The 23,303-nt window shown below is 61.1% G+C and carries 22 protein-coding genes and 1 pseudogene; 15 read left to right on the top strand and 8 right to left on the bottom strand.

Annotated features, from left to right (window positions below; genetic code table 11):
• The first annotated feature begins 34 nt into the window (after positions 1-34).
• From E4662_RS06325 to E4662_RS06310, 4 genes are all read left to right on the top strand, one after another.
• Positions 35-985: an ABC transporter substrate-binding protein gene (locus tag E4662_RS06325; RefSeq protein ID WP_136440697.1), complete on the top strand. Its 951-nt coding sequence runs from the start codon at positions 35-37 to the stop codon at positions 983-985.
• A gap of 279 nt (positions 986-1,264) precedes the next feature.
• A complete protein-coding gene (locus E4662_RS06320; RefSeq protein WP_136440696.1) occupies positions 1,265-1,825 on the top strand; it encodes an RICIN domain-containing protein in 561 nt (186 codons plus the stop codon).
• 70 nt (positions 1,826-1,895) lie between these two features.
• A complete protein-coding gene (locus tag E4662_RS06315; RefSeq protein WP_136440695.1) occupies positions 1,896-2,300 on the top strand; it encodes a hypothetical protein in 405 nt (134 codons plus the stop codon).
• The gene (locus tag E4662_RS06310) at positions 2,297-2,920 is read left to right on the top strand and encodes a DedA family protein (RefSeq protein ID WP_136440694.1); all 624 of its coding nucleotides are present in this window, start codon (positions 2,297-2,299) and stop codon (positions 2,918-2,920) included. The genes E4662_RS06315 and E4662_RS06310 overlap by 4 nt, the downstream gene beginning before the upstream one ends.
• 7 nt (positions 2,921-2,927) lie before the next feature.
• Here the strand turns inward: E4662_RS06310 and E4662_RS06305 are convergent, their stop codons facing one another.
• Both E4662_RS06305 and E4662_RS24550 read right to left on the bottom strand, forming a co-directional pair.
• Positions 2,928-3,842 (bottom strand): LysR family transcriptional regulator, encoded by a 915-nt coding sequence (locus tag E4662_RS06305; protein WP_136440693.1) that lies wholly within the window; start codon positions 3,840-3,842, stop codon positions 2,928-2,930.
• Entirely contained in the window at positions 3,835-4,395 is a 561-nt protein-coding gene (locus E4662_RS24550; RefSeq protein WP_476703881.1) for a hypothetical protein, read from the bottom strand. The genes E4662_RS06305 and E4662_RS24550 overlap by 8 nt, the downstream gene beginning before the upstream one ends.
• Here E4662_RS24550 and E4662_RS06295 point away from each other — a divergent pair.
• Together E4662_RS06295 and E4662_RS06290 are read left to right on the top strand one after the other, a co-directional pair.
• A complete protein-coding gene (locus E4662_RS06295; RefSeq protein ID WP_136440691.1) occupies positions 4,394-5,236 on the top strand; it encodes a nuclear transport factor 2 family protein in 843 nt (280 codons plus the stop codon). The two genes, E4662_RS24550 and E4662_RS06295, sit on opposite strands and share 2 nt — an antisense overlap.
• Before the next feature lie 109 nt (positions 5,237-5,345).
• Positions 5,346-5,762 (top strand): nuclear transport factor 2 family protein, encoded by a 417-nt coding sequence (locus E4662_RS06290; protein WP_240705136.1) that lies wholly within the window; start codon positions 5,346-5,348, stop codon positions 5,760-5,762.
• 71 nt (positions 5,763-5,833) lie between these two features.
• Here the strand turns inward: E4662_RS06290 and E4662_RS06285 are convergent, their stop codons facing one another.
• Entirely contained in the window at positions 5,834-6,589 is a 756-nt protein-coding gene (locus E4662_RS06285) for a GntR family transcriptional regulator (protein ID WP_168797909.1), read from the bottom strand.
• Between the two features lie 193 nt (positions 6,590-6,782).
• Between E4662_RS06285 and E4662_RS06280 the strand changes: the two genes are divergently transcribed.
• The 8 genes from E4662_RS06280 to E4662_RS06245 all read left to right on the top strand — a co-directional run bounded on the left by E4662_RS06280 (position 6,783) and on the right by E4662_RS06245 (position 14,652).
• Positions 6,783-7,793, top strand: coding sequence for a TRAP transporter substrate-binding protein (locus E4662_RS06280; protein WP_168797908.1), 1,011 nt, complete (start codon positions 6,783-6,785; stop codon positions 7,791-7,793).
• A gap of 203 nt (positions 7,794-7,996) precedes the next feature.
• Positions 7,997-8,533, top strand: a complete 537-nt coding sequence (locus tag E4662_RS06275; RefSeq protein ID WP_136440685.1) for a TRAP transporter small permease — start codon at positions 7,997-7,999, stop codon at positions 8,531-8,533.
• Positions 8,530-9,891, top strand: coding sequence for a TRAP transporter large permease (locus E4662_RS06270; protein ID WP_136440683.1), 1,362 nt, complete (start codon positions 8,530-8,532; stop codon positions 9,889-9,891). The genes E4662_RS06275 and E4662_RS06270 overlap by 4 nt, the downstream gene beginning before the upstream one ends.
• 20 nt (positions 9,892-9,911) lie before the next feature.
• Entirely contained in the window at positions 9,912-11,351 is a 1,440-nt protein-coding gene (locus E4662_RS06265; RefSeq protein WP_136440681.1) for an aldehyde dehydrogenase family protein, read from the top strand.
• Positions 11,348-12,169 carry a glutathione S-transferase family protein gene (locus E4662_RS06260; protein ID WP_240705135.1) on the top strand — a complete coding sequence of 274 codons (822 nt, stop codon included), beginning with the start codon at positions 11,348-11,350 and terminating at the stop codon, positions 12,167-12,169. The genes E4662_RS06265 and E4662_RS06260 overlap by 4 nt, the downstream gene beginning before the upstream one ends.
• A gap of 17 nt (positions 12,170-12,186) precedes the next feature.
• Positions 12,187-12,942: an SDR family NAD(P)-dependent oxidoreductase gene (locus E4662_RS06255; protein WP_136440677.1), complete on the top strand. Its 756-nt coding sequence runs from the start codon at positions 12,187-12,189 to the stop codon at positions 12,940-12,942.
• Positions 12,939-13,406, top strand: coding sequence for a cupin domain-containing protein (locus E4662_RS06250; RefSeq protein WP_136440675.1), 468 nt, complete (start codon positions 12,939-12,941; stop codon positions 13,404-13,406). Before E4662_RS06255 ends, E4662_RS06250 begins: the two co-directional genes overlap by 4 nt.
• Before the next feature lie 64 nt (positions 13,407-13,470).
• Positions 13,471-14,652, top strand: a complete 1,182-nt coding sequence (locus E4662_RS06245) for an OsmC family protein (RefSeq protein ID WP_136440673.1) — start codon at positions 13,471-13,473, stop codon at positions 14,650-14,652.
• A 47-nt stretch (positions 14,653-14,699) separates the two neighbouring features.
• Here the strand turns inward: E4662_RS06245 and E4662_RS06240 are convergent, their stop codons facing one another.
• The 3 genes from E4662_RS06240 to E4662_RS06230 form a co-directional block, all read right to left on the bottom strand.
• Positions 14,700-14,954, bottom strand: coding sequence for a hypothetical protein (locus E4662_RS06240; protein WP_136440671.1), 255 nt, complete (start codon positions 14,952-14,954; stop codon positions 14,700-14,702).
• 69 nt (positions 14,955-15,023) lie between these two features.
• Positions 15,024-16,856 (bottom strand): Na/Pi cotransporter family protein, encoded by a 1,833-nt coding sequence (locus tag E4662_RS06235; protein ID WP_240705134.1) that lies wholly within the window; start codon positions 16,854-16,856, stop codon positions 15,024-15,026.
• A 15-nt stretch (positions 16,857-16,871) separates the two neighbouring features.
• Entirely contained in the window at positions 16,872-18,446 is a 1,575-nt protein-coding gene (locus tag E4662_RS06230) for an inorganic phosphate transporter (protein ID WP_136440669.1), read from the bottom strand.
• 1,315 nt (positions 18,447-19,761) lie between these two features.
• Between E4662_RS06230 and E4662_RS24505 the strand changes: the two are divergent.
• A pseudogene (locus E4662_RS24505) lies at positions 19,762-20,022 on the top strand (site-specific integrase); the annotation flags it as partial.
• Between the two features lie 65 nt (positions 20,023-20,087).
• On the opposite strand, the gene E4662_RS06220 reads toward E4662_RS24505, so the two are convergent.
• Both E4662_RS06220 and E4662_RS06215 read right to left on the bottom strand, forming a co-directional pair.
• On the bottom strand, positions 20,088-21,881 hold the full coding sequence (locus E4662_RS06220; RefSeq protein ID WP_136440667.1) for a thiamine pyrophosphate-binding protein: 1,794 nt from the start codon (positions 21,879-21,881) through the stop codon (positions 20,088-20,090).
• A complete protein-coding gene (locus E4662_RS06215) occupies positions 21,881-23,290 on the bottom strand; it encodes an aldehyde dehydrogenase family protein (protein WP_136440665.1) in 1,410 nt (469 codons plus the stop codon). Before E4662_RS06215 ends, E4662_RS06220 begins: the two co-directional genes overlap by 1 nt.
• Positions 23,291-23,303: the final 13 nt, after the last annotated feature.

The raw sequence follows: 23,303 nt of genomic DNA, 5'->3' as shown, positions 1-23,303 counted from the left end.
AAAAAAAACTGTGTTCAACATAAGGGAGACTATCATGAGGACACTTAGCAAAGCCGCCGCAATCGCGCTGCTGGCCAGCACCGGTGCTGCGCAGGCGCAAGAAAAGATCATGCTGCCCGATCTGAGCTGGAACGGCGCCAAGGCCATCGGCCACGTGCTCAAGGCCATCATCACCGGGCCAATGGGCGGGGAGGCGGAAATCGTCTCCGGCATGAACCAGCAGCCGGTCATCTACGCCGGCATGGACAAGGGCGATGGCTCCATCGACGTGCACACCGACATGTGGATGCCGAACTGGCAGTCTGCTTGGGACGAATACATCGTCGACAAGGATACGGTGGATCACAACACGCCTTATCAGGGCACGTCGAACCTCTATGTGCCCAGCTACATGTCGGACAAGGTGTCCTCGATCGAGGATCTCCGGAACCCTGAAATTGCCGCGATGTTCGACACGGACGGCGACGGGCTGGGCGAGTATTGGCCGGGTGACGTGACATGGGCCTCGACCAAGCGCTGGCAGATCAAGTTCAAGTCCTATGGGCTGGATTCCCTCTGGGAGCCGAACATCGTCTCGGCCGACACCTTCAAGGCGGGCCTTGCCGCCGCCTATGCCTCCTCCAAACCGCAGCTCTTCTACCACTGGACGCCGGAAGCGCTGCACGTGCAGTACGACCTCTCCGTGGTTGGCGAGCCGGACCGTTTCGACGGTTGCGAGGACGTGGATCTTGAAGCCGAGAACTGGCTCGAAGTGTCCGAGTTCGAATGCGTGATTGCGCCGAACGACGTCTTTGTCGCCTTCTCGAAGTCCCTCTGGGATCGCAACCCCGAAGTGGCCCAGATGCTCAAGAACGTTCAGTTCACCGGCGACGAGATCAACGGCTGGATTGTTGAAATGTTCGAGAATAAGCGCGACCCGCAAGAGGTGGCCGAAGAGTGGATCGAAGACAACCAGGACACGGTGAACCGCTGGATCAACGGCTGACCTGTTTCAATTCCCCTGACTGGACAGGCCGCGCTTCTCGCGCGGCCTTTTTTCATCCGGTCTTAGCCGGCGGCAATAACGTCACTCAGCGATGCTGTTCAGGTAAGCGCGGATGGTCTTTGAGACCTGTGGCGGACGCATTGTCGAAGGCCTGAGAGACGCCGGGTGAGCCGCGTTGCCCCTTCTTTTTCCAGCCGGCAAGTTTTTTGCAAAACCCGCGACGGAAAGGCCCAGGCCCATGCGTTATAGTCTCAAGACCCGCAAACACCGAGGCCAGCCATGCGTCTGTTCCAATCTATTTTGCCCCCAGCGGCCCTGATCGTCTTTGCAGCGCTCTGTATTGCCGCTATCTCCACATCGAAGACGTTGGCGCAGACCGCCGAAGGGCTGCCGGGCTTGCGTGTCCCGGCCCCTGCAATCGTTCTTGCTGACAATCTGGACGAGGTGGATGGGCTGGGCTGGTGCATCGACACGGTCGGGCGCGGCTTCAACACCGCCCTGCACGCCCATTCGTGCAAACCGCAGGGCGGCGATGTGCAGTTTTCCTTCGATCCGTCCTCCGGCGCGATCCGCTCGGTTGCCTTTGACAGCCACTGCGTGACCACGGGCGCCGGGGAAACCACCGATCTGGCGCTTGCGCCCTGTGACGCGCAGGACGTTGCACAGCGTTTCGTTCATGTGCCGGATGCGGGGCAGTTTTCGCCTGCCGAGACACCGGAGCTTTGCTTTGCCGTTGGGGCGGATAGCCGCCGCGCCGGGCCGTTCATGTCGCGCGATCTGCTGCTGTCGGACTGCGGGGCAACACCTGAAACCCACACCCGCTGGGTCATTCTGAACTGATACCTCTTAAGATCGCGCGCGCATTGCGCGATAGTCGAACAGGCCCGAACCGCGCACCAAGGAAGACAACATGATTGCGAAACTGAGCGCCTTTGCCAGAAAACTCTGGGCGGCCGCCCCCATCGCCACGGTCATCCTGGTTGTTGCGCTTGGGGCCAGCCTGTTTTTCGGCGTGCGCTCGGCGGTTTACTGGGTCAATCGTCCCCCCATTGCCGAACGCCAGCAACCGATCGAAAGCTGGATGACACCGCGTTATGTCGTGCGCAGCTGGCGTGTCCCGCGCGAGGTGGTTCTCGATGCTCTGTTGCTTGAGCGCCCGCTTCCGGGCGGCCCGGTCAGCCTGTCGGAGATTGCCGAACTGCGCGGCGTGCCGGTCGCGCAGGTGATCACGGATATCGAAACCGCCATCGCGGCATTTCAGGCCGAGCACGGGCCAAAGCCCGAAGCTAAACCCGAAACGGGGGCGGACGAATGACCGAAACCGTCTTTGGTCTCGTTACCCAATACGGGGTCTATGTGATCTTTGCCTCGGCTTTTCTCTCCTGCCTTGCCCTGCCGATCCCCACGTCTTTGATGATGCTCACCGGCGGGGCCTTTGTGGCGGCGGGGGATCTGACGTTCTGGACCGTGAGCCTTGCGGCCTATGCCGGCTCCGTGCTCGGCGATCAGACGGGGTATTTCATAGGCCGTACCGGGGGGAGCACCCTTGTGGACCGGCTGGCTCGCTCTCCGGCGCGCGCAGCGGTGCTGAAACGCGCCCGCGCGCTGGTGGACCGGCGCGGCGGGATGGGCGTTTTCCTGTCAACCTGGGCCGTGGCGCCGCTCGGGCCTTGGGTGAACTTCGTCGCAGGCGCAACAGGGCTGTCGTGGCGGCGCTTCACCGTCGCGGATGTTTTGGGGGAGACCGTCTGGGTCACGATCTATGTCGGCCTCGGTTATGTGTTCATGGATCAAGTCTCAACCGTGGCGGAGATCATGGGAGACATCATAGGTCTGCTGGCGTCTTTGGCGGTTGTTCTGGCGATGGTGTTCTGGATCAAGGGCGTGCTGCGTGCCAAGGCCCATGCCCGCCACGCGGCGCGGCACGTCGCTTGAACGCCGGTCACGGCGCGCCGCGCTCCTCCGCCGTGTCATCGCACAGCCCCTGATCCGCCAGAAACCGCACAAACAGCAGCGTGAGGCTCTCGCGTCGGGACTTGTCCGGCCAGACCGCAAAGATGCCCAACTCGCGCAGGCTCCAGTCCGGCAGCAACCGCACCAGATGCCCGGCCTCGATGCCCCGCTCGCCGAGGTAGGACGGCAGGATGGTCACCCCCATGTCGCGGCAGGCCAGATGGTAGAGCGCATCGACACTGTCGACCTCGATCTGCGCGCGCCCCGTCACCTTTTCCTCGATCCCGTTAGGGCCGGTGAGCGGCGTTGTGTCCGCACGGTTCCGGTATCGGATCCAGTCCCAGTCTTCCAGATCCAAGGGGCGCTCTGGCAGGGTCCGCGCCTTGGCGTAGTCACATCCGGCAACCAGAACCCGCTGGCCCACCGCCAGCTTGCGCGACATCATCGAACTGTCATCCAGCCAGCCCACGCGGATATTGAGATCAAACCCGTCGTCGATCAGCCCGACCTCATTGTCCGTATAGCGGATGGACAGGGCGACATTCGGATGGCGCCGGGCAAACTCCGCCACGGCTGTGGACAGGGCCCCCGTGGCCATGAAGGCAGGGATCGAAATTCGGAGCGCCCCAACCGGCTCCACCGAAAGCGCGCTGATCTCGTTCAGGCCGGCCTCGGCGCTGCGCAACATCTCGACAACCCGCCCGTAGAAGATCCGCCCTTCGTTGGTCAGGGCGATTTTCCGCGTGGTTCGGTAGAGCAGCGTTACGCCAAGATAGTCTTCCAGCTCTGACACCGTTTCGCTGACCCGCGACGGCGACAGCCCGACCTCTCGCGCTGCGGCCCGGAACGATCCTTCGTCCACCACCCGCGCGAAAACGGCCATCTGTCTGAGGTGATCAATCATTGTTCGCCCTTGCGGAATAAACTCCGTGGATAATCATGAATAGCCGAACTCTTGCCTCCGAACCAGCCCCGACACGCAGACTTGGGATCCCGTATTTCGTGGATCCGGGCCTGACCGCACAAAACCACAGCCGCGATTGATCGGCTGGGCCGAACTCTGAACGCTGGAATGAGGCAATAATCGCGGCGCGCGTCCCGGCGTAGGATCTGGTCACGAACCAACAGGACGGACATCGGGCACAATGCGCGCTTTTGCCATTTTTCAGACAGACCAGGCCAACCGGCACCTCACTACCCTGTGTCATCATTTCGGCCGCAAGGTTGAGGCCCGGTGCGACGCGGGGCGCGCGCAGATCGTTTTTGCCTTTGGCCAATGCGACCTGGCCGCCACGGATCAGCAGTTGGAGCTTTCGGCTCAGGCCGAAGACAAGGCCCGGCTCGACGTGGTTGTCGATGTCGTGACCCGCCATCTCGAACGGTTCGCCTTCCGGGAGAACCCACAGCTGGATTGGCATCCAGCCGAATAACCGCAACTCGAACAAGGAAAACGCCATGTCATTGAAAACTCTCCTCGTATCCACGGCGCTCTGCGCGGCTGTGCCCTTTGCGGCCCTTGCCGACAGCGCCGCCAGCAAGGCGCTGGTGCTCGAAGCGCTCGAAGCAACGTTGCTGTCCGGCAATGCCGATGCGGTCGATCAGTATTACGCTGAAGACTACATCCAGCATAACCCGGACTTCCCCGATGGTATCGAAGGTCAGAAAGCCGTTGTCGCCGCCGTTGGCGGCGCGCCGGGCTTCAAGGCTGAATACATCCGTGTTCTCGCCGATGATGACATTGTGGCCATCCACGCCCGCTACGAAGGTTTTGGCCCCAAGGCGGTGATCGGCTTTGACGTTTTCCGCGTCGAGGACGGCAAGATCGCCGAACATTGGGACAACCTGCTGCCCGAGGCGGATCCAAACCCGTCGGGCCGCACCCAGATCGACGGCGCGACCGAGATCACCGACCTGGACCAGACAGAGGCGAACAAGGCCAAGGTCGAGGATTTCCTCGTCCGGTCGATGATCCGTCACGAAGAGGTGAACATCACCGATTACATCAGCCCCGTGACCTATCTTCAGCACAACCCGATGGTGGCCGACGGGCTCGAAGGGTTCGGCGCGTTCATGGGCGAGATGGCCGCGAAGGGCATCACCATGGAGTACAGCACCGTCCACAAGGTGATCGGCGAAGGCAACTTCGTGCTCTCCATGTCCGAAGGTTCCTTTGGCGGCGCGCCGCAGGCTTTCTACGATCTGTTCCGCCTCGAAGACGGGCTGATCGTCGAGCATTGGGACATCATCGCACCGATGCCCGGCCCGGATGCAAAGCATAACACATCCGGCAAATTTTGATCCCTGACAAGACCTTGGAGGCATCCCCTTGGACCGCAGAACTCTTCTGAAAACCTCACTGGCGACAGCGCTCGCCACAATTCTCGCACAACATGCAGGAGCACAGACAATGGACGAAACATCGCAAGCATCCTTCGACACGGTCATGGCCTTTATGGGCGCCATGGCGCAGGGACCGGACGCCATGGCGCCGCTGATGGCCGACGATATGGTCTGGCACAACGAAGGCGACAACACGGTGCCGTGGATCGGCCGCGAGAAGGTCGGCAAGGCGGCGATCTTCGAATTTCTCGGGGTGTTCGGCGCAGGCCTTCAGACCACCAAATGGGAAAACACAGACGCCTTTGCCTCCGGTGACACCGTGGCCGTGTTCGGCGTGATGAACGGCATCACCACGGCCTCGGGCCAGGAAATCGGCGAGTTTTCCTTCGCCCTGCGCGCCAAGGTGCGGGACGGGCAGGTGGTGCTCTGGCACTGGTTCGAAGACAGCTTTGCGCTCAGCCAGGCCTATCACAAACGCGGCTGACGGCAGTGAATCGCACCGCCTTGTCCCTTAAGCCGGGGCAGGGCGGTGTACCCGCTCTGGACGCGTTGCCTCTAGCTGCCCTCAGCGGTCTCACCACCGGAGTAGCTGATCAGTTCCGAGATCGTCAGCGCCTCTTCGCGTTTCTCGAACATCTCGATGTATTCGACCATCGTGTTGGAGTGTTCGCGCATCATGCCTTCCGCCCGCACCGCGTCACCGCGCTGGATCGCTTCAAAGATGACCTTGTGCTGCGCGTTGCCGATCTTCAGCCGGAACAGGCTCTTGTCGACACCTTCGGCGGTGGACAGCACCTTCTTGTCAAACACCATCGAGCCAACCTCGAGCATCGGCAGATGGCTGATCTGACCGCAGGTGTAGCCGACGAAATCATTGCCGCAGTTGTCGAGGATCGTCTTGTGGAACAGCGCATTCTGCTGCTGCATCAACCGCCGGTCCTCATCCTCGAAGGAGCCGCGCGTCACCAGCCGGTCTATCTCGTCGATGGCCTTTTCCAGGGTGGGCAGCACGTTATGCCGGCCCGGCGATTGCGCCATGAGCCGCGCAGCGAGGCTTTCCAGATGGCCGCGCACCTGAACCGCCTGCAGGATGTCGGTCACCGTTGGCGGATGCACGAAATAACCGCGCCCTTCGCCGCGCCGGATGATGCCTTCACGCTCCAGCATGCGCAGCGCCAGCCGCACCGGCGTGCGGGACACCTTGTGAATGTCGCACAATCGGGACTCCGACAGGCGTTCATCTTCGCGGTACGCGCCATGGATGATGTCGCGGCGGATCTGGTCGGCAAGGTCTGTATCAATGGATTCCATACCCTCATAGGCCCGAAATGGGATCCCAAAGTCAAGAAATCCCGCTGCCCCGATGTGAAAATCGCGCATTTTTGTTGAAATGGGATCCCTAATGTGCCAGTTGTTGGCCATGGAGGGGGCAATCTGGCCGGTTTTGATTCTGTTTGGGATCCCGAACCGCGCTCAGCCACTGCCCAGGGAAATGGAGAAACACATGTCATTCACTCGTCTAAGCCTTGCCGCCGCCTTGGCCTCTGCCCTTGGGTTCGGGGCGCAAACCGCCGCCGCCGAAGAGCTGAGCGTGGCCACGTTCCTGCCGCCGCAGCACCACACCAACACCGGCATGTTCACCTGGTTCGCCGAAGAGATCGAACGCCGCTCAAACGGCTCGCTCACCATGAAGCTCTACCCGGCCGGACAGCTGGGCGCGGGACCGGTTCAGCAATACAAGCGGGCCGTTGAAGGGGTTGCCGACATCACCTTCGGCGTGTCGGGCTATACGCCCAAGCTGTTCCCCAAGACCATGCTGGCGATCCTGCCGGGCAAGGCGGAAACCGCCGATCAGTCCACCCGCGCGATCTGGTCCGTCTTCGACGAGCATCTGGCCGATGAATACGAGGACGTGAAGGTGCTCGCGGTGGGCACCGTCGCAGGCAACCTGCTGGCATCCACCCGCGATGTCTCTACCATGGAAGGGCTCAAAGGGGCCAAGCTGGTGCCCTTTGCCGCCATGACCACGCCGATTGTCGAGGCGCTGGGCGCGGTGCCGGTGCAAATGCCGGTGACGGAGATGTACACCGGCCTGTCGACCGGCACCATCGACGCGACCACGGCCTCCTACAATAACATCACCATGCCCTGGAACTTCTGGGACGTGTCGAGCCACATTGTCGAAAACGTGCCGACAACCTTCGCAGTGACCTATGCGGTGATGAACATGGAACGCTACATGAGCCTGTCGGACGAGCACCGTGCGATCATCGACGAGGTTTCCGGCCTGCCCATGTCAATCGAACTGGCGCGGTCCTTTGACGGTGCGGATGAGCGCTCCAAGGAGTTGATCGCCAACACGACGGACAAGAACTTTCAGTGGGTTGTTGTCTCGGACGAAGAGCGCGCGAAAATGGATGCGGCGGTTTCAGAAGGGCTGGAGGTGATCTTCAGCGACTATGAAAGCCGCGGCATTTCGGACGTGCGTGCGATCTACGACGCGCTGAACAAGTGACGCTCCGAACATGAGCGCAGGCGCTTCGGGGCCGGGGACCTCCCGCCTCGCCTTGAAGCGCCACCCAATCCGGCAGAGCCTTGCATACGCTTTTGGCCCTGCCTCCCCACCATCCCGCAAAACCGCGCCGCCTGTCACAGGTGGCACGACAGCTCTCTTTTGGGCATCGCACCTGCGTGCCCGGACAACCCGGAGGTCAACCCGTGACCAGGAAACCCGACCTGCCACGACCGATCCAGATACTGGACAAAGCCCTGACGTGGGTGTCCCTGATTTGCGGCGGCGCAACCTTGATCTTCATGACCGGGTACTCGGTCTGGAACGTGCTGATCATGCGCAAGGCGCTGAACAGCCCGATCCTTGGGGCCGAGGACCTGCTGATCCTGTCGCTGGTGGTGATCGTCGCCCTCTCGATCCCGCTGGGCGCGCGGACCGGGGCGCATATCGAAATCGAAGTGCTCGAAGCCCGCATGTCCGCATGGTTCGCCAAATGGTCGATGATCGCGGTCAAGCTGACCGGGGTGATCCTGCTTGTTTTCATGGCATGGCGGCTCTGGCACGCGGGCGGTACGGCGAACAAGTTTGGCGAAACCACTCAGCAATTGCTGATCTCCTTTGAGCCTTTCTACTACCTGCTCTCCGCCTCTGCCGCGATCTACGCGGTGGTGCTGGTGCTCGATATCTGGCAACTGCTGCGGTCCTCCCGGGTCGTCACTCTGAAGATCGGGGGCGCGCTATGATCTCCATGACTTTGCTTGGCCTGCTGGGCCTTCTGTCCCTGTTTATCCTGCTGGCGCTGCGGATGCCGGTGGCGCTGTCGATGCTCGGCGTCGGTTTTGTCGGGACCGTCATCGCCAATGCCAACAAGTTCATGCTGATCGGCATGGCCGAGGATCAGGCCTGGGCGCGAGGCTGGAAAATCGCCTATTCCAACATCGCGGGCGAAACCTTCGAGGCGGCCTCGAACTACAACCTTCTCGTCATTCCGATGTTTGTCCTGATGGGCAATCTCGCCGGGGTGTCGGGCATGTCCAACGATCTCTTTGCGGCGGCCTATCGCTGGATGGGGCACCTGCGGGGCGGTCTGGCCTCGGCCACCATCGCCGCCTGTGCGGGCTTTGCCGCTCTCTCCGGCTCTTCGCTGGCCAGCGCCGTCACCATGGGCCGCGTCGCGTTGCCGGAGATGAAGAAGTACAAATACGCCGACAGCCTCGCCACCGGATCGGTGGCGGCGGGCGGCACTCTGGGGTTCCTGATCCCGCCCTCTGGCGGCATGATCATCTACGCCGTGCTGACCGAGCAGAGCATCGGGCGGTTGTTCATGGCTGGTGTCTTCCCCGGCATCATCCTGACCCTTTTGTTCATTGGCGCGATCTACTGGGTTGTTCTGCGCAACCCCGAAGCCGGCCCGCGCGGCGAGGTGTTCGATCGCGCGGAAAAGCTGGCCTCGCTCTGGCGCGCCCTGCCGATCCTGATTGTCGTGCTGGCCACCATTGGCGGGATGTACACCGGCTTTTTCACACCGGTCGAGGCCTCCTCTGTCGGCGCGTTCCTGACCTTTGTCGTGGCGGTCATGCGCCGGTCCCTGAACTGGCATGCATCCAAGGCGGTGATCCTTGAGACCATGAACGCCACCGCAACCGTCTTCATGATCATCATCGGCGCGTTTGTCTTTATCCCCTTCATGTCGCTGACGGAGCTTCCGGCGCAGCTGGTCACGCTCCTGACATCCCTGCCGATTGGCGAGATCGGGATCCTGCTGGTCATCGTGCTGATCTACATGTTCCTCGGGATGTTCCTCGAAGCCATGGCCATGCTGGTGCTGACCATCCCTGTGGTGATCCCGATTGCCATTGCGATGGACTGGAACCTGATCTGGTTCGGCATCATCGTGGTGATCGTTCTGGAAATGGGGATGATCTCGCCGCCCGTCGGCATCAACGTCTTCATCGTCAAATCCATCGCACCCGATGTGCCGATGGCCAAGATCTTCCGCGGCATCTGGCCTTTCTGGTTCGCCATGGCCGCAATGATCGGCCTTCTCATCCTTTTCCCGCAAATCGCGCTCTTCCTGCCTGAACAGGTGGTCGGCGGCTAGCACAAGACAGGAGCCCAGACATGGACGCCAAAACCGAGACCAAAACCCTGCAGCACTTCATCGGCGGGCAGTGGTGCGACGCCGAACAGGGCGCAACCTTCGAGGTGCTCAATCCTCTGGACGACAGCCTCTATTGCCACGCGGCCAAAGGCTCCGGCGCGGATATGCGCCGGGCGGTGGATGCGGCAAAGACGGCCTTTGCAGGCTACCGCGAAACCACGCCAACCGAGCGTGAACGCTGGCTCTTGCGCGTGGCCGAGCTGATGGAGGCGCGGCAGAAAGAGCTGGTCGACTGCCTGATCGACGAAATCGGCTCGCCGGTGCAAAAGGCGATGTTCGAATTCACCAAGGGCCTGACCATGGTCCGCGCCGCCGCCGGGATGTGCCGCAATGTGCGGGGCGAGACCATCCCCTCGGACCGGCCCGGCACGTTTTCCATGTCGGTGCGCGAGCCCTTGGGGGTCGTGGCGGTCATCACCCCGTTCAACGTGCCGCTGATCAAGACCACGCGGCTTGTCGCCAATGCGCTGGCGGTGGGCAACACCGTGGTGCATCTGCCGTCTGAAATGGCCCCGCATCTGACCGTGCTCTTTGCCGAGATCGTGGCCGAGGCGGGTTTCCCGGCGGGCAGCTACAACGTTGTGACCGGCATGGGGGCAGAGATCGGCGACGATCTGACCGGTCATGCGGATGTGGATTTTGTCACCTTCACCGGCTCTTCGGTGGTGGGGCAGCATATCAATGAAATCTGCGCCCGGAACAAGACGCCGAACACGCTGGAACTGGGCGGCAAAAGTCCGACAGTCGTGCTGGCGGATGCGGATCTGGACAAGGTGATGCCGCTCGCCGCGCGCTCGATCTTCATGTTTGCCGGGCAGGCCTGTATTGGATCCAGCCGCTTCTACGTCGAACGCCCGCTCTATGACGAATTCGTCAAACGTTTCACCATGATCGCGGGCAAGGTCGGCATGGGGGATCTGCGGGATCCGAACACGGTGATCGCGCCGATCATTTCCGAACGCCAGCGCAGCCGCGTGCAGGACCACATCGCGGATGCGGTGGCCAAGGGGGCGACAGTGGCCGCGGGCGGTGCATGGGAAGGCAATCGCTGCCAGCCGACGCTGCTGACCGACGTGACCGAAGAGATGACCGTCTGCAAATCCGAAACTTTCGGCCCGGTGAGCGCGATCTACCCGATCGACAGCTACGAAGAGGGGCTCGCGAAAGCAAACGACACGCCCTTCGGCTTGTCCTCGGCCATCTTCACCCGCGACATCGACAAGGCCTTTCACTTCGCCCGCAACATCGGCGCGGGCATGTGCCACATCAACGGCCCCACCATCCATGACGAGGCCCATGTGCCTTTTGGCGGCAACGGTGAATCCGGCGTGGGCCGCGAAGGGACCGATGCGGACATGGAAGCAATGACAGAACTGAAATGGGTTACGGTACAGCTATGAGCTTCACACTTTATCACCACGGATCCTCCGTCTGTGCCGCCAAGGTGCGCTTTGCCATGGCCGAAAAGGGCCTCGACTGGACCGGGGTCTATATCGACATTCTCAAGGGCGAACAGTTCGATCCCGAATACCAGAAGCTGAACCCCAAATCGGTGGTCCCGACATTGGTGCACGACGATCTGGTGATCACGGACTCGACGGTGATCTGCGAATACCTCGACCGCATCGCACCTGAGACGGCGCTGCACCCGGAGGATCCCTATCTTTATGCGCAGGTGCGGTATTGGACCAAGGCGGTGGACGAAGACCTGCACCCGGCCTGCGGCGCGGTCACCTTTGTTTGTTCCCACCGCCACACGGTGGCCCGCAACCTCGGCCCGGAAGGGGTGAAGAAGTTCCTGGAATCGACGCCGGAGTTTTCGGTCACCGCCGACTGGAACACGAAAAAGCAGATCTTCGTGCGCGACGGTTTCGACGCACCGGAGGCCCCGATCAAGATCCGGCTCTATGACAGCTACCTGCGCAAGATGGACACGGCCCTCTCTGATGGCCGCGACTGGCTGGTCGGCGAGCGTATGACCATCGCGGATGTGGCGATGACACCCTATGTGAACCGGCTCGCCATGATGTCCATGCGCGGCCTTTGGGAAGGTGGGCGCTATCCGTACCTGGAGAAATGGTTCGCCCGCATTGAGGCCTTGCCAAACTTCAAGGGATGCCTGCTTGATTGGGTGCCGGAAGATCTGACCAATGATCTGCGTGACAATGGCGCGATGAGCTGGCCGGACGTTGCAAGAATTCTGGGAATCGACATTTGACCGAAGGGGAGCAAATCATGGGACGATTGAACGGGAAAACCGCCGTCATCACCGGCGCGGCACGGGGCATTGGCGCGGTCATGGCCAAACACATGGCCGACGAAGGCGCGCGCGTGGTGGTCACGGATGTGCTCGACACCAGCGACACGGTGGCGGCGATCAAGGCGGCGGGCGGCGAGGCCATCGGCCAACAGGTCAACATCACCTCGGATGACGATCTGAACGCGATGGTAGAGGCCACCGAGAAGGCGTTCGGCAGCCTCGACATTCTGGTCAACAACGCCTCGATCTTTGCAGCATTGGAGCCCAAGCCATTCATGCAGATCGACAATGACGAGTTCGACAAGGTCATGACGGTCAACGCGCGCGGCGTGCATCAGGCCACCAAGGCTGTTGTGCCGGCCATGCTGCGCGCCGGTGGCGGCAAGGTGGTCAACATTGCCTCGGGCACTTTCTACTACGGCCCGCCGGGGCTGTCGCATTACACCGCGTCCAAAGGCGCCGTGATTGCGCTGACCCGTGGTCATGCGCGCGAGCTCGGCGACAAGAACATCCAGATCAACGCCATCGCCCCCGGCCTGACGGAATCGGAGGCGCTGCAAGGGCACACCGGCTTTGACCCGGCCCGCGCGCCAACCGTCGCCAGCCGTTCGATCAAACGTGAAATGCTGCCCGAAGATCTGCTCGGCGCTCTGATGTTCCTGATCACGCAAGACAGCAACTTCATCACCGGGCAAACCATCAACGTCGACGGCGGGAAGGTGAACCTATGACCAAGCGGTATTCCTTCGTCGCCCCGATGGGCGGTCCGAACTACGACTGGAGCGCGGACCATACCTACGTGAAGGTCTCGGCGGAAGACACCGGCGGGCAGTACACGCTCATGGAAGACAACCTGAAGAGCCAGTTTGCCTTGGGTCTTCACTTGCACCGCTACCATGCCGAAACCTTCTACATCCTGGAGGGGGACGTCGATTTCTACATCGACGGCGACTGGATGACCGCCACGCCCGGCAGCTGCATCCATGTCCCGCCCGGCGTGCCCCATGCCTGTACGCTCGCGGACGGCTGCGAGGGTGGGCGGATGTTGATGATCTACCAACCCTCTGGTTTTGATCAGTATCTTGCCGAACTGGCCCAGATGACCGAGGCGGACTTTGCCGACACGGCGAAGATGGACGCGTTGAACGACAAATACGATATCGTCAACCTCGGCCCCGTGCCGGACCGGGGCTGACAGGCATAACATCCGGACCGCTCTGCGGCCCGCCAACACACAAGCGAATTTCGGAACAGGTGACATGAGCAAACTGGGCGAAGACATCATTGGGAGCGCAGGGGTTGCGCCGTTTTTTGCGGTGGCGAATGCGCAGGACGTGGGGATTGACGCGCCCGAGAACCGCAAGGGTGATGCCCTGCGGACATGGGTGCGCAGTCTCAGCGGCTTTCAGAAAGAGGCGCTGGTGCGCTCGGCCAAAACCGGCGACACATGGCGGCTGGTGAGCGATGAAGGGCCGTATCTGAACGGCCATGACGCCGCGCCCTGTCCGCTGGCGTTCCTCTCCACCGGTATGGCGGCGAGCTTCATGAACGAGATCCTCGCGCTGGCCAAACTCCAGAACGTCGAGATCCGCAAGCTCAAGCTGATCCAGGACAATTACTACACGATGAAAGGGTCGATGCCGAAGCGGACCATGGTCGGCGGTGCAGAGAACATTGATCTTCAGGTGGAGATCGACTGCGATCTCGACGATGCGAAACTGCATGAATTCCTGATCAACGCCACCTATGCCTCGCCGCTGAACGGGCTGATGCGCGGGCAGCTCGAAAGCCTGTTCAAGCTGGGCCGCAACGGGCAGGAACTGCCCACCGCCAAGGTCGCCGAGCTGGACGGGCCGCTGTTTCCCGATCCCGGCAATCACTTTGCCAAGGCAGAGGCGCAGGCACGCGACATGGCGCTGATGGAGCCGGTCGGGCCAACGCCGAAAAAGGACGTTGTGCTGGGCACCACGGCGGGCGGCTCTTCGCTCTCGGACGAGCAGGACAGGCGGTTGAACATCGGTGCGGTGGCGGTGCTGCGCGAGGATGGCATCAAGGACATCCAGCAGATGCAATACTCGCCCTACGGAACCTCTTTCCGCTTCCTGTCGTCCGAAGACGGGCGCGCGCCGGACGCCAACACGCTGATCTCTGCGGGCATCGGCTTTTGCTTCATGACGCAGTTCGGGCGCTTCGTGTCGATGCTGAAACTGGACCTGCCGGATTACCGGATCGTGCAGGACACGCACTTCAGCCTCGGCGGTGCGTCGGGCGGCACGGGCCGGGCAGGGGAGGCCGACCCGATCGAAACCCACGTCTACCTCGAAACCTCCGAAAGCGATGCGACGGCGCAGGAAATGCTGGATATCTCCGAGCAAACCTGCTTCCTTCACGCGTTCTGCCGCACCGATCTGAAAACCAAACTGAAGGTGGTGCGGGTGTAGCGCAGCCCTCGGGCGATCGTGCATGTCGCCGCCCGCTCAGGGCGGCGTCAAAGCCCGTCGATCCTGTCCTGAAGCCAGGCCGCGCGCTCCAGCTGTTCGTGCACCAAGGCCAGTTTTTGGCGCAGGCGCGTTTTCTTGTCGTCCTTGGGCGTGTCCGCAATCTCGAGCGTCAGGCGCTGCGCCTTGGCTTCGAGCTTGCGCCGCACCTTTTGCACGTGATCCGGCTTGATCTTCTGAGCTTTGCCTTTTTCGAGGCGTTTGAAATACTTGTCGAGTTTCTCGACCGCGTTCTCAAGTCCCATGACATCCCCCGGTTGATGACAGCGCAGCATGCCGCGCGCATGTAAACCTAATATGACGAACCCGGTTTGTCATATCCCGCGCCCCCCATCGTTCTTGCCCCCGGCGCGCGGCAGCAGGTCTTCAAGATCCGCGTCGTCCAGCGACAGGATGCGCTCGACCTCCGCCAGCGCCCCTTCTGGTTCGATATGGAACGCCTGCGCCGCATCCAGCAGATCGCGCATGGCGGCATAGGCATACCGCGAGTCGTTCAGGAACGAGGTCGCCATGCTGGCATCCAGCGTCCGGTTGCGGATCAGCGTGTCGATCCGGGCGTTGGTGTCATGGGCATCGCTGACCACCTGCGCCCGTTCATGATCGAGCCAGAGGCTGGAGCGTTCATCCGGTCCCGACAAATCAAACCTGTTGATTTCCACGAGGATGCGCGCGATCTCGATGCGCAGTTGATCGTAGAGCTCTGTGACCGCCCCCTGATCGCTCTGCGTGTAGCGCGTGGCATTGCGCCGGAGGTGTTTGACCGCCTTCACCGCCCGCACGATCCGCCCCGCCACGTCGCGCAGAGAATAGACCTCTTCCATCACATCGGCGGGAATGTCCTTGGCCCCGACCCGAGTGGCAAATTCGACAATGGCCGAATACAGCGTCTTGACCCGCGTCTCGTAGCGATCGTCGATGTCGAACTCGACAGGGGCACGGCTCGTTCGCACCGCGGCCTCCACGTCCTGCGCGGAAAAAATCTCCTGCCGGTGCAGGTTCAGCCCGTGCGCGATCAGTTCAACCGCGTTGTCGTAGAGGTGCTTGACCTCCAGCCGCATGGCGTATTCGACGGTTTGCGGGAATTCGTCCACCGCCCCGGACAGGAACTTCGGCTCACTCAGATCCTCTTCCGGCTGCGGAATGCTGCGCTCAAGCATGGTGATCAACCATTTCAGAAGCGGCAGCATGATCACCACGCCCAGCGTGTTGAAGATCGTGTGAAACACCGCCAGCTTCAGCGTGAAATCATCCGCCGGAATACCAACCCCGGCTGATATGAAATCAACCGTCGCCCGGATCGGGCCGATAAAGACCAGCGCCACCCCGGCTGTGACCAGGTTGAACACCAGATGCGCCAGCGCAAGGCGCTTGCCCTGATAATTCGCCGTCAGCGCGCCGATGATCGCGGTGATCGTGGTGCCGATATTGGCGCCGATGGCCAGCGCCAACGCGTTCTCATAGGTGATCTGACCTGCGGCCAGCGCAGTGATGATCAGCGTCATCGTGGCATGGCTCGACTGCATGACCACCGTCGCCGCCGCGCCGATCAGCGTATAGATCACCAGCCCGATCAGCCCGGTCAGCGCAAAGCGGCTGAGGTCGAACTGATCCTTGAAGGCTTCGAAGCCTTCTTTCATGTGGTGAATGCCCAGAAACAGAAATCCCAGCCCGGCCAGCACAAGACCCGCGCCGCGCAGGTACTTGTTCTTCTGGAACACCAGCACGATGGCAAAGGCCAGCATCGGCAGGGCAAAGGCCGAGATCTTCACCTTCAACCCGAACCCCGCCACCAGCCATGCCCCGGTGGTGGTGCCGATATTGGCGCCAAAGATAATCCCGACCCCGGCAATCAGCGAAATCAGACCGGCAGACAGGAAAGAAATGGTGATGACCGAGACCAGCGAGCTGGACTGCATGATGGTGGTCGAGACAACGCCGAACCCCAGCGCGCGCGGAACCGAGCCGGTGGCCTTGGCCAGCATGGCTTCGAGAAACCCGCCGCTGAAACTCCGGAACCCGTCCTCCAGCATCAGCATGCCAAACAGGAAAATCGCCACGCCGGCGGCGATCTCCTGGAAATCACTGCTGGCCCAGAACCCGAGGGTCAGGATCAGCAGGATAACCGGCAACAGCAGTTTTTTCATCATGGGCTGAACGCGCGCTTACGGCAGCATGATCCCACGCAGCACGAAGTAGAACAACGCTGCGAGGAAAGCCGAAACCGGCACGGTGATGATCCAGGCGGACACGATCTTGAACAACGACGAGCGATGCACCAGCTGCCGCTTGAGCGCCTTGCGCAACTCCTTGCGCTGCGCCGCGTCGATCACCGCATCCGGCCCCATCTTCTTCATCTCGTCCAGAATGCGCTGCTTGTCCTCTGCGGGCGCGTTGCGGAAGGTCATCAGAACCTGTTCGACCACCGCGAAATCCTTGTCCCCCTGGTGCTGGCTCAGCACGTCTTCGACGGTCTTGCCCAGCCGGGTTTCGAGGAACTCACGCAAAAAGCCCACGCCAAACACCGCCCCCAGCGCCACGTGCGTGGAGCTGATCGGCATGCCAAGCTGGCTGGCAATGATCACCGTAATCGCCGCCGCCAGCGCAATGCAGAAGGCGCGGGAGCGATCAAGCTCGGTGATCTCTGTTCCGACGGTCCGGATCAGCTTTGGCCCGAACAGCGCCAACCCGATCGAGATCCCCAATGCGCCAATCACCATGACCCACAGCGGGATGGCCACCTTGGTGCTGCCGCCTTCAGAGCTGGTCAAGGCGTCGACCACACCGGCAAGCGGCCCCACCGCATTGGCCACGTCATTGGCGCCGTGGGCAAAGCTCAGCAAAGCCGCCGACAGGATCAACGGGATGGTGAACAGCTTGTTCACCCCATCACGGTTGTTCTCCAGCGTCGGCGCGGCCTTGTTGATCATCGGGCGCACGATGATGATCACCGCAAGGCCCACCACCAACCCGACCAGCATCGCCATGGGGAAGTCGATCTTGATGATCTTCTTGATGCCCTTCAGCGCGATATAGGTGGTGAAGGCCCATGTCATGATGCCGATCATGAAGGGCACAACCCGGCGCGCGGATTCGATCGGGTCATCCTTGAAAAAGATCGTCTTTTTAAGCATGTACAGGAAGGCGGCGGCGATAATCCCGCCGGTGACCGGCGAGACGACCCAGCTCAGGGCGATCTTGGCCATCGAATCCCAGTTCACCACGTCCCAGCCCACGGCCGCGATGCCCGCGCCCATCACACCGCCCACGATGGAATGGGTGGTCGAGACCGGCGCGCCCAGCCACGTCGCCGCGTTCAGCCAGAGCGCCGCCCCGATCAGCGCCCCCATCATCACCCAGATGAAGACATTCGGATCCGACACATTGGCCGGGTCAATGATCCCCTTCTTCACGGTCGAGACCACGTCTCCGCCTGCAATGATCGCGCCCGCGGCCTCGAAGATCGCCGCAATCACAATCGCCCCGGTCAGGGTCAACGCGTAGGAGCCTACCGCCGGGCCGACGTTGTTGGCCACGTCATTGGCGCCGATGTTCATCGCCATATAGGCCCCGATCACCGCCGCCGCGATCAGCAGGAACAGCTGATCCACATGCGCAAAGGTCGAGCCGGTGTAGATGATGACGGCAACGACAAACAGGATCGCGGTTCCGAGCCGTCCAACTTCGGAGCGACTCAGGTTCGTTGCGCTTTCGATTTTCAGATAGTCCTTGGCCTTCAAGGGCGTGTCCTCCGTGAGAGACTGCAGGAATGCGCCCCCTTGGCTCGACGACAGAGCGGGGGTTCGCGCGCGTAACAGTGATGTAACGAAATTATGACAAATCGGCCGCATCCCGCCCATGATGCAGATCAACGAAAGCGTCCCCACACGGATTTCTCCGCAGCGCTTTGCAGCACACAACAGCCTGCCCGCACCACCGCACACGCCGACCCTGGTATGTTCATGACAGAAGTCGTGCTGCGCTCAAGCGGACCGAGTTCGAAAGCCATTGTGGATGAGTTGGAGGGTTGGAGCGCGGTGTTTAGATCTGACGAGGAGGCGCTTTGGGATCAATGGGCATACGCGGCCATGGTTCTCGTGGGATCGCAGCGCAGCGATTACCCTGGTCGATCACTTGATGAATGCCCGCGGATTGATCCGCGCGAGACCAAATTGACTTTGTAGGCCGCATGGGCGGGTTCGGATGATAGAAGATCGCTCATAAAAACTTGCAAAACCGTGGCTTTGATATCGCCAAAGGAGATCGGCGTGCGGTGGCGGTACCGGATATCGAAGGCAACGTTGATGCGCTATCCCAGCACGAAGCAACTGGTGGATCATGTCCGCTTCCGGCTGGCTACTGACCTTGGGGACACACGCGGCGAAGGTCGGGGGCGAGCCGAGAGTGCCGAGTTTGGGTTCGGGAGGATCCCGCTCAAATGGCCTTGAGCGGACATTCCCCTCACCAGAGGCGCGGCTTGTGCTTTAGCCGAGAAGTCCCGGATCAAGTCCGGGACGCGTCCTCTCAATGACCGCTTTAGGCCATTTCGACATCGGGATCGCTCACTGGAAACGCCCGCTTCGTCCCGCGTTTGGGACCTCCGCAACCACCTAGACGAAAGTCCGCTTCGGGCTTGCAACTAACCTTGGAACTCAGCGAGGCCAAGGTCGGCAGTGAGCCCATAGCTGTATACTTAATATCTTTGCTGTGTGCGCGCGCAGCGCAGGAATTGTTGCAACTGCGTCATCAACTGGTTCAATTTCGAGGAGCAAGACCAGACATTCGCTGCAATGGCTGATGCACCCATTCAACACCGTTAAGGTCGCTGAGAATAGTCCGCAACCGAACGAGTTATCGGCTTTTTTTATGGCCTGTTGTCGTCGGCGCGGTGCTGACGTGGGTAGCGGAGGGCTGATCTCGCCAAGAGTCCAGATTCCTGCTGTCACCCCGCAACGCAGAGCCTGGAACAAGGACCGGATTGTCGAAATAAACGTCCATTGTTCCTTGGACAGGGCAGGGCGACCCAACGCGGCTCGAATGGAAAGGCAACTGGCGCGGTGTCACGGTCGCCCTCATAGTTCAACGCGCCAGTATGGTCGTCCTGTTCAGGACTGAATCGCCACAATTGGTCTTGAACCCGGTGACTATGGAACCCATTCGCTTCGCCGGCCGGAGGCAATCAGGATCTGCCGACAAACCGGAAACCTGCGTGCCGTCCAGCTGCTGCTTGGCCTCAATAAAGCAGAAATCACAGTCGGCTATCTTGGCGTCGAGCTTTTGGATGCGGCGAGCATTGCAGAGGCGATAGACATTTGAAGCGGGCGCGAACGGATTGCGCCGTTCGCGCCCATATCAACTTACGCGTTCCAAACCGAACGGTCTCACGTCGAAACGTGGCTCACATCTTTGTCCGGGGAATAGATGTCGAGGATATTCCAATGACCGGTGGTGGGCGTCGGGTTGTTGATCATCGGGACGTCCAGAACCGTAGGCTTGCCGCTTGCAATGGCGGCCTCCAGCGCTGGCAGCAGTTCGTCGGCTGAACTGATCCGCACGCCTTCTGCTCCGTAGGCCCGGGCGATCTCGGCATAACCCGGACCGTTCGTCGGACTGTCCGGTGAGCCGGGGAAGGTCGTGCCGTAGGTCAGCCCGTAATGCGCTTTTTGCAGCCCTGCGATAGTGCCGAAGGCGTTGTTGTTCATCACCAGCCAGACGATCCCAAGATTGAGTTCGACCGCAGTGGCCAGCATCGAAGGGTTCTGGCCAAAGCCCCCGTCGCCAACGAGGCTGAGGACGACCCTGTCAGGCGCGGCAAGTTTCGCGCCAATCGCGCCCGGAGGGCCGAAGCCCATCGTGGCAAAGCCGCCGGGTGTAAGGATGGAGCCGGGTGTCAGGATGTCGAATTGCTGGCCGACGCCATTCTTGTTCCAGCCAACGTCCGTTGTGATGATCGCGTCTTCAGGTAGCGCCTTGCGGGTGTCTGCCAGAATGCGTTCAGGCATCATCGGGAAAGCGCTCGAGGTTTGCATCTCTTCGTTTGATGCCTTGAAGGCTGTCCGGAACTCGGCAATCTCGGCCTTCTTTTCGGACCGGGCAAAACCGTCCGGATACATCTGTGTTGCCACACGGAGCAGGACGCGCAGTGCCGCTTTCGCGTCGGCCACGACACCAATCTCGGTCGGGTAATTTCGACCGATTTCCTGCGGTTCTATGTCGATATGGATGACCTTGGTAATGTCACCATCCGCCCCGATGTTGAACGTGTAACCGGGATACCAGCTCGAACAGTCAGCCTCCTTGAAGCGGGTGCCAACTGCAAAGACGTAATCCGCATTCAGGCAGGTCTGGTTGACAAGAGAGGTCCCCCAGAACCCCGTCATTCCCATGACGAGAGGGTGGTCATCGCGCAACGCGCCCTTGCCCATCAAACTGTGTGCGACGGGCAGTCCCATATGCTCGACAAATTCCCGCAATTCTTCGCTGGCCTGTGCCAAAAGGATACCGCCGCCGACATAGGCGACGGGGTTCTCGGCATTGGCGAGTGCTTTCACGATCTCACGCGCGGTCTCGTCGTCCATGGACGGCTTCTTCAGCGCACGCGTATTCAGCGCCACACGATCGAACGTGTCAGACGGGATCACTTCGCTGAAGATGTCCATCGGGACATTCACCAGAACTGGGCCCGGCTGACCGCTTTCGGCCAGGTGGAATGCCTTTTCCAGAATCTCAGCCATCAGATCGGCCCGGTCGACGCGCCAGGCGCGTTTTACGAAGGGGCGGTAAATCTCCCACTGCGCGGCATCAGCATGCAGATTGACTTCCTGGTGCGGGTGTTTGCCGTAGTAGTGCGTCGGGATATCGCCCGCGATTACGACCATCGGAATGCAGTCCAGCGCCGCGTTGGCGACACCAGTGGCGCAGTTTGTAAGACCGGGAGAAAGGTGCGACAGCACGACTGAGGCCCGGCCCTGCACGCGAGCATAGGCATCCGCCGCATGACTGGCGATCTGTTCATGGCGCACCGTGACAAAGTCGATCGGACTTTCGGCCAGTGCCGCCAGCACCGCGATGTTCGTATGGCCGCAAAGACCGAAGACGTGCTTCACGTCGCGCCGCTCAAGGACGTCGACGATGTGTTCCGCGACGGTCTTGCCGTCCACTTTGCTGCCGTCCATCACGCGACCTCCTGACCGTAAAACTCACCGAACAGCTCTTCTTCCGAGGGGCGATCTTCGGGAATGGGACGTGCGACCCAAGTGTAGTTCATCATGTGTTTCATGGTGACGTTCTCGTTGGTGATGTTTCCGCCCCAAACGCCGCATCCGAGGCTTGAGGTCATTGGCATCCCGTTGGTCCACGCGCCCGCGTTGGCCTTTGATTGAGGTTGGCGCACCATCATGCGGCTGACCGGGGCAAGGCGGGCCAGACGGTCAATGTTTTCGTCGTTGTGGCTGTATATGCCGCAAGAGTGGCCTTTGCCGCCGGTGTTGTAGATCCGGCGCACGGTTTCCAGCGCGTCATCGAAGGTCTTGAAATGGTACAGCGCCATAAGCGTCGTCAGCTTCTCCTTGCTGAACTTGTGCTCGGGCCCGATCTGGTCCTGATTTTCGACCATCAGGAACTTACGATCATCGGGGATGGAGAACCCTGCGACTTCGGCCGTTTGTTGCGGTTTGCAAGCAATTGTCGGGAAGGTTCGGTTGCCTTTCTCATCCCACATCGCCGCCTCCAGCATGGCCTTTTCCTCGGTGCTGCACAGGTAACCGCCTTCGGCTTCCAGTGCTGCAACCATCTGATCGTAAATCGATTGCTGGATGATGATGTTTCCATCCGCCGAACAGCCCGAGCCGAAGTCAGATGTTTTGGAGATACGCGTGTTCTGTGCGGCAATCTCGATATCCGCGGTCTCGTCAATGACGATCGACGAATTGCCCGCGCCCACGCCATAAGCGGGTTTGCCGCTGGAATAGGCGGCCTGTACCATTGGTTTGCCGCCTGTGGCCAAAGTCAGGTCGCAGATCGTCATCAGATATTGCGTCAGCGGAATGGACGGCGTGCGCACACATTGAAACAGGTCTTCCGGCGCACCCACCGCGCGGCAGGCCGCGCGCATGACCTCGGTCATCTCCCATGTGGTCTGTGCGGTGCGCGGATGTGGTGAAAAAATCGCCGCGTTGCGCGCATTTGCCGAAGACACCCCGGTCACAGGTGGTGTCATCGCCGGGTTGGTCATCGGGATCAGCGAAGCGATGACACCCACTGGCTTGGCGTATTTCACCAGGCCCTTCGCTTCGTCCACTTCGACGATGCCAGTGGACGGCGTCCGCAAGACATCGCGCAAGACCATCTGAATTTTGAACCGCTTTGCCGGGCGGCCCACACGATCGCCAATGCCGCTTTCGTCAACGCCCTGTTCGGCCAACCGCGTAAACGTCTTCTCGTTGCCCGCATACCAGGCAATCGCCTGGCTGAGCCGGTCAAGCTGCTCCTGGCTCCAGTCTTCGATCTGGGACTGTGCGGCACGGGCGCGCGCCAGCATTTCATGCGCAAGGGTCTTTTCGTCTTCTGTCAACTCACGTGCCATTCAAGGCTTCCTC

The sequence above is a fragment of the Pacificoceanicola onchidii genome (genome assembly GCF_004804335.1).
Lineage (GTDB): Bacteria > Pseudomonadota > Alphaproteobacteria > Rhodobacterales > Rhodobacteraceae > Pacificoceanicola > Pacificoceanicola onchidii.
This window is presented reverse-complemented; position numbering and strand designations above follow the sequence as displayed.

What these genes read in the sequence shown, in the direction of transcription:
- E4662_RS06255 (WP_136440677.1), top strand. Translation starts at nt 12,187, where the DNA reads ATGGGACGATTGAACGGGAAAACCGCCGTCATCACCGGCGCGGCACGG.
- E4662_RS06295 (WP_136440691.1), top strand. Translation starts at nt 4,394, where the DNA reads ATGTCATTGAAAACTCTCCTCGTATCCACGGCGCTCTGCGCGGCTGTG.
- E4662_RS06305 (WP_136440693.1), bottom strand. Translation starts at nt 3,842, where the DNA reads ATGATTGATCACCTCAGACAGATGGCCGTTTTCGCGCGGGTGGTGGAC.
- E4662_RS06265 (WP_136440681.1), top strand. Translation starts at nt 9,912, where the DNA reads ATGGACGCCAAAACCGAGACCAAAACCCTGCAGCACTTCATCGGCGGG.
- E4662_RS06290 (WP_240705136.1), top strand. Translation starts at nt 5,346, where the DNA reads ATGGACGAAACATCGCAAGCATCCTTCGACACGGTCATGGCCTTTATG.
- E4662_RS06250 (WP_136440675.1), top strand. Translation starts at nt 12,939, where the DNA reads ATGACCAAGCGGTATTCCTTCGTCGCCCCGATGGGCGGTCCGAACTAC.
- E4662_RS06310 (WP_136440694.1), top strand. Translation starts at nt 2,297, where the DNA reads ATGACCGAAACCGTCTTTGGTCTCGTTACCCAATACGGGGTCTATGTG.
- E4662_RS06325 (WP_136440697.1), top strand. Translation starts at nt 35, where the DNA reads ATGAGGACACTTAGCAAAGCCGCCGCAATCGCGCTGCTGGCCAGCACC.
- E4662_RS06320 (WP_136440696.1), top strand. Translation starts at nt 1,265, where the DNA reads ATGCGTCTGTTCCAATCTATTTTGCCCCCAGCGGCCCTGATCGTCTTT.
- E4662_RS06270 (WP_136440683.1), top strand. Translation starts at nt 8,530, where the DNA reads ATGATCTCCATGACTTTGCTTGGCCTGCTGGGCCTTCTGTCCCTGTTT.
- E4662_RS06215 (WP_136440665.1), bottom strand. Translation starts at nt 23,290, where the DNA reads ATGGCACGTGAGTTGACAGAAGACGAAAAGACCCTTGCGCATGAAATG.
- E4662_RS06285 (WP_168797909.1), bottom strand. Translation starts at nt 6,589, where the DNA reads ATGGAATCCATTGATACAGACCTTGCCGACCAGATCCGCCGCGACATC.
- E4662_RS06220 (WP_136440667.1), bottom strand. Translation starts at nt 21,881, where the DNA reads ATGGACGGCAGCAAAGTGGACGGCAAGACCGTCGCGGAACACATCGTC.
- E4662_RS06280 (WP_168797908.1), top strand. Translation starts at nt 6,783, where the DNA reads ATGTCATTCACTCGTCTAAGCCTTGCCGCCGCCTTGGCCTCTGCCCTT.
- E4662_RS06240 (WP_136440671.1), bottom strand. Translation starts at nt 14,954, where the DNA reads ATGGGACTTGAGAACGCGGTCGAGAAACTCGACAAGTATTTCAAACGC.
- E4662_RS06315 (WP_136440695.1), top strand. Translation starts at nt 1,896, where the DNA reads ATGATTGCGAAACTGAGCGCCTTTGCCAGAAAACTCTGGGCGGCCGCC.
- E4662_RS06260 (WP_240705135.1), top strand. Translation starts at nt 11,348, where the DNA reads ATGAGCTTCACACTTTATCACCACGGATCCTCCGTCTGTGCCGCCAAG.
- E4662_RS06235 (WP_240705134.1), bottom strand. Translation starts at nt 16,856, where the DNA reads ATGATGAAAAAACTGCTGTTGCCGGTTATCCTGCTGATCCTGACCCTC.
- E4662_RS06245 (WP_136440673.1), top strand. Translation starts at nt 13,471, where the DNA reads ATGAGCAAACTGGGCGAAGACATCATTGGGAGCGCAGGGGTTGCGCCG.
- E4662_RS24550 (WP_476703881.1), bottom strand. Translation starts at nt 4,395, where the DNA reads ATGGCGTTTTCCTTGTTCGAGTTGCGGTTATTCGGCTGGATGCCAATC.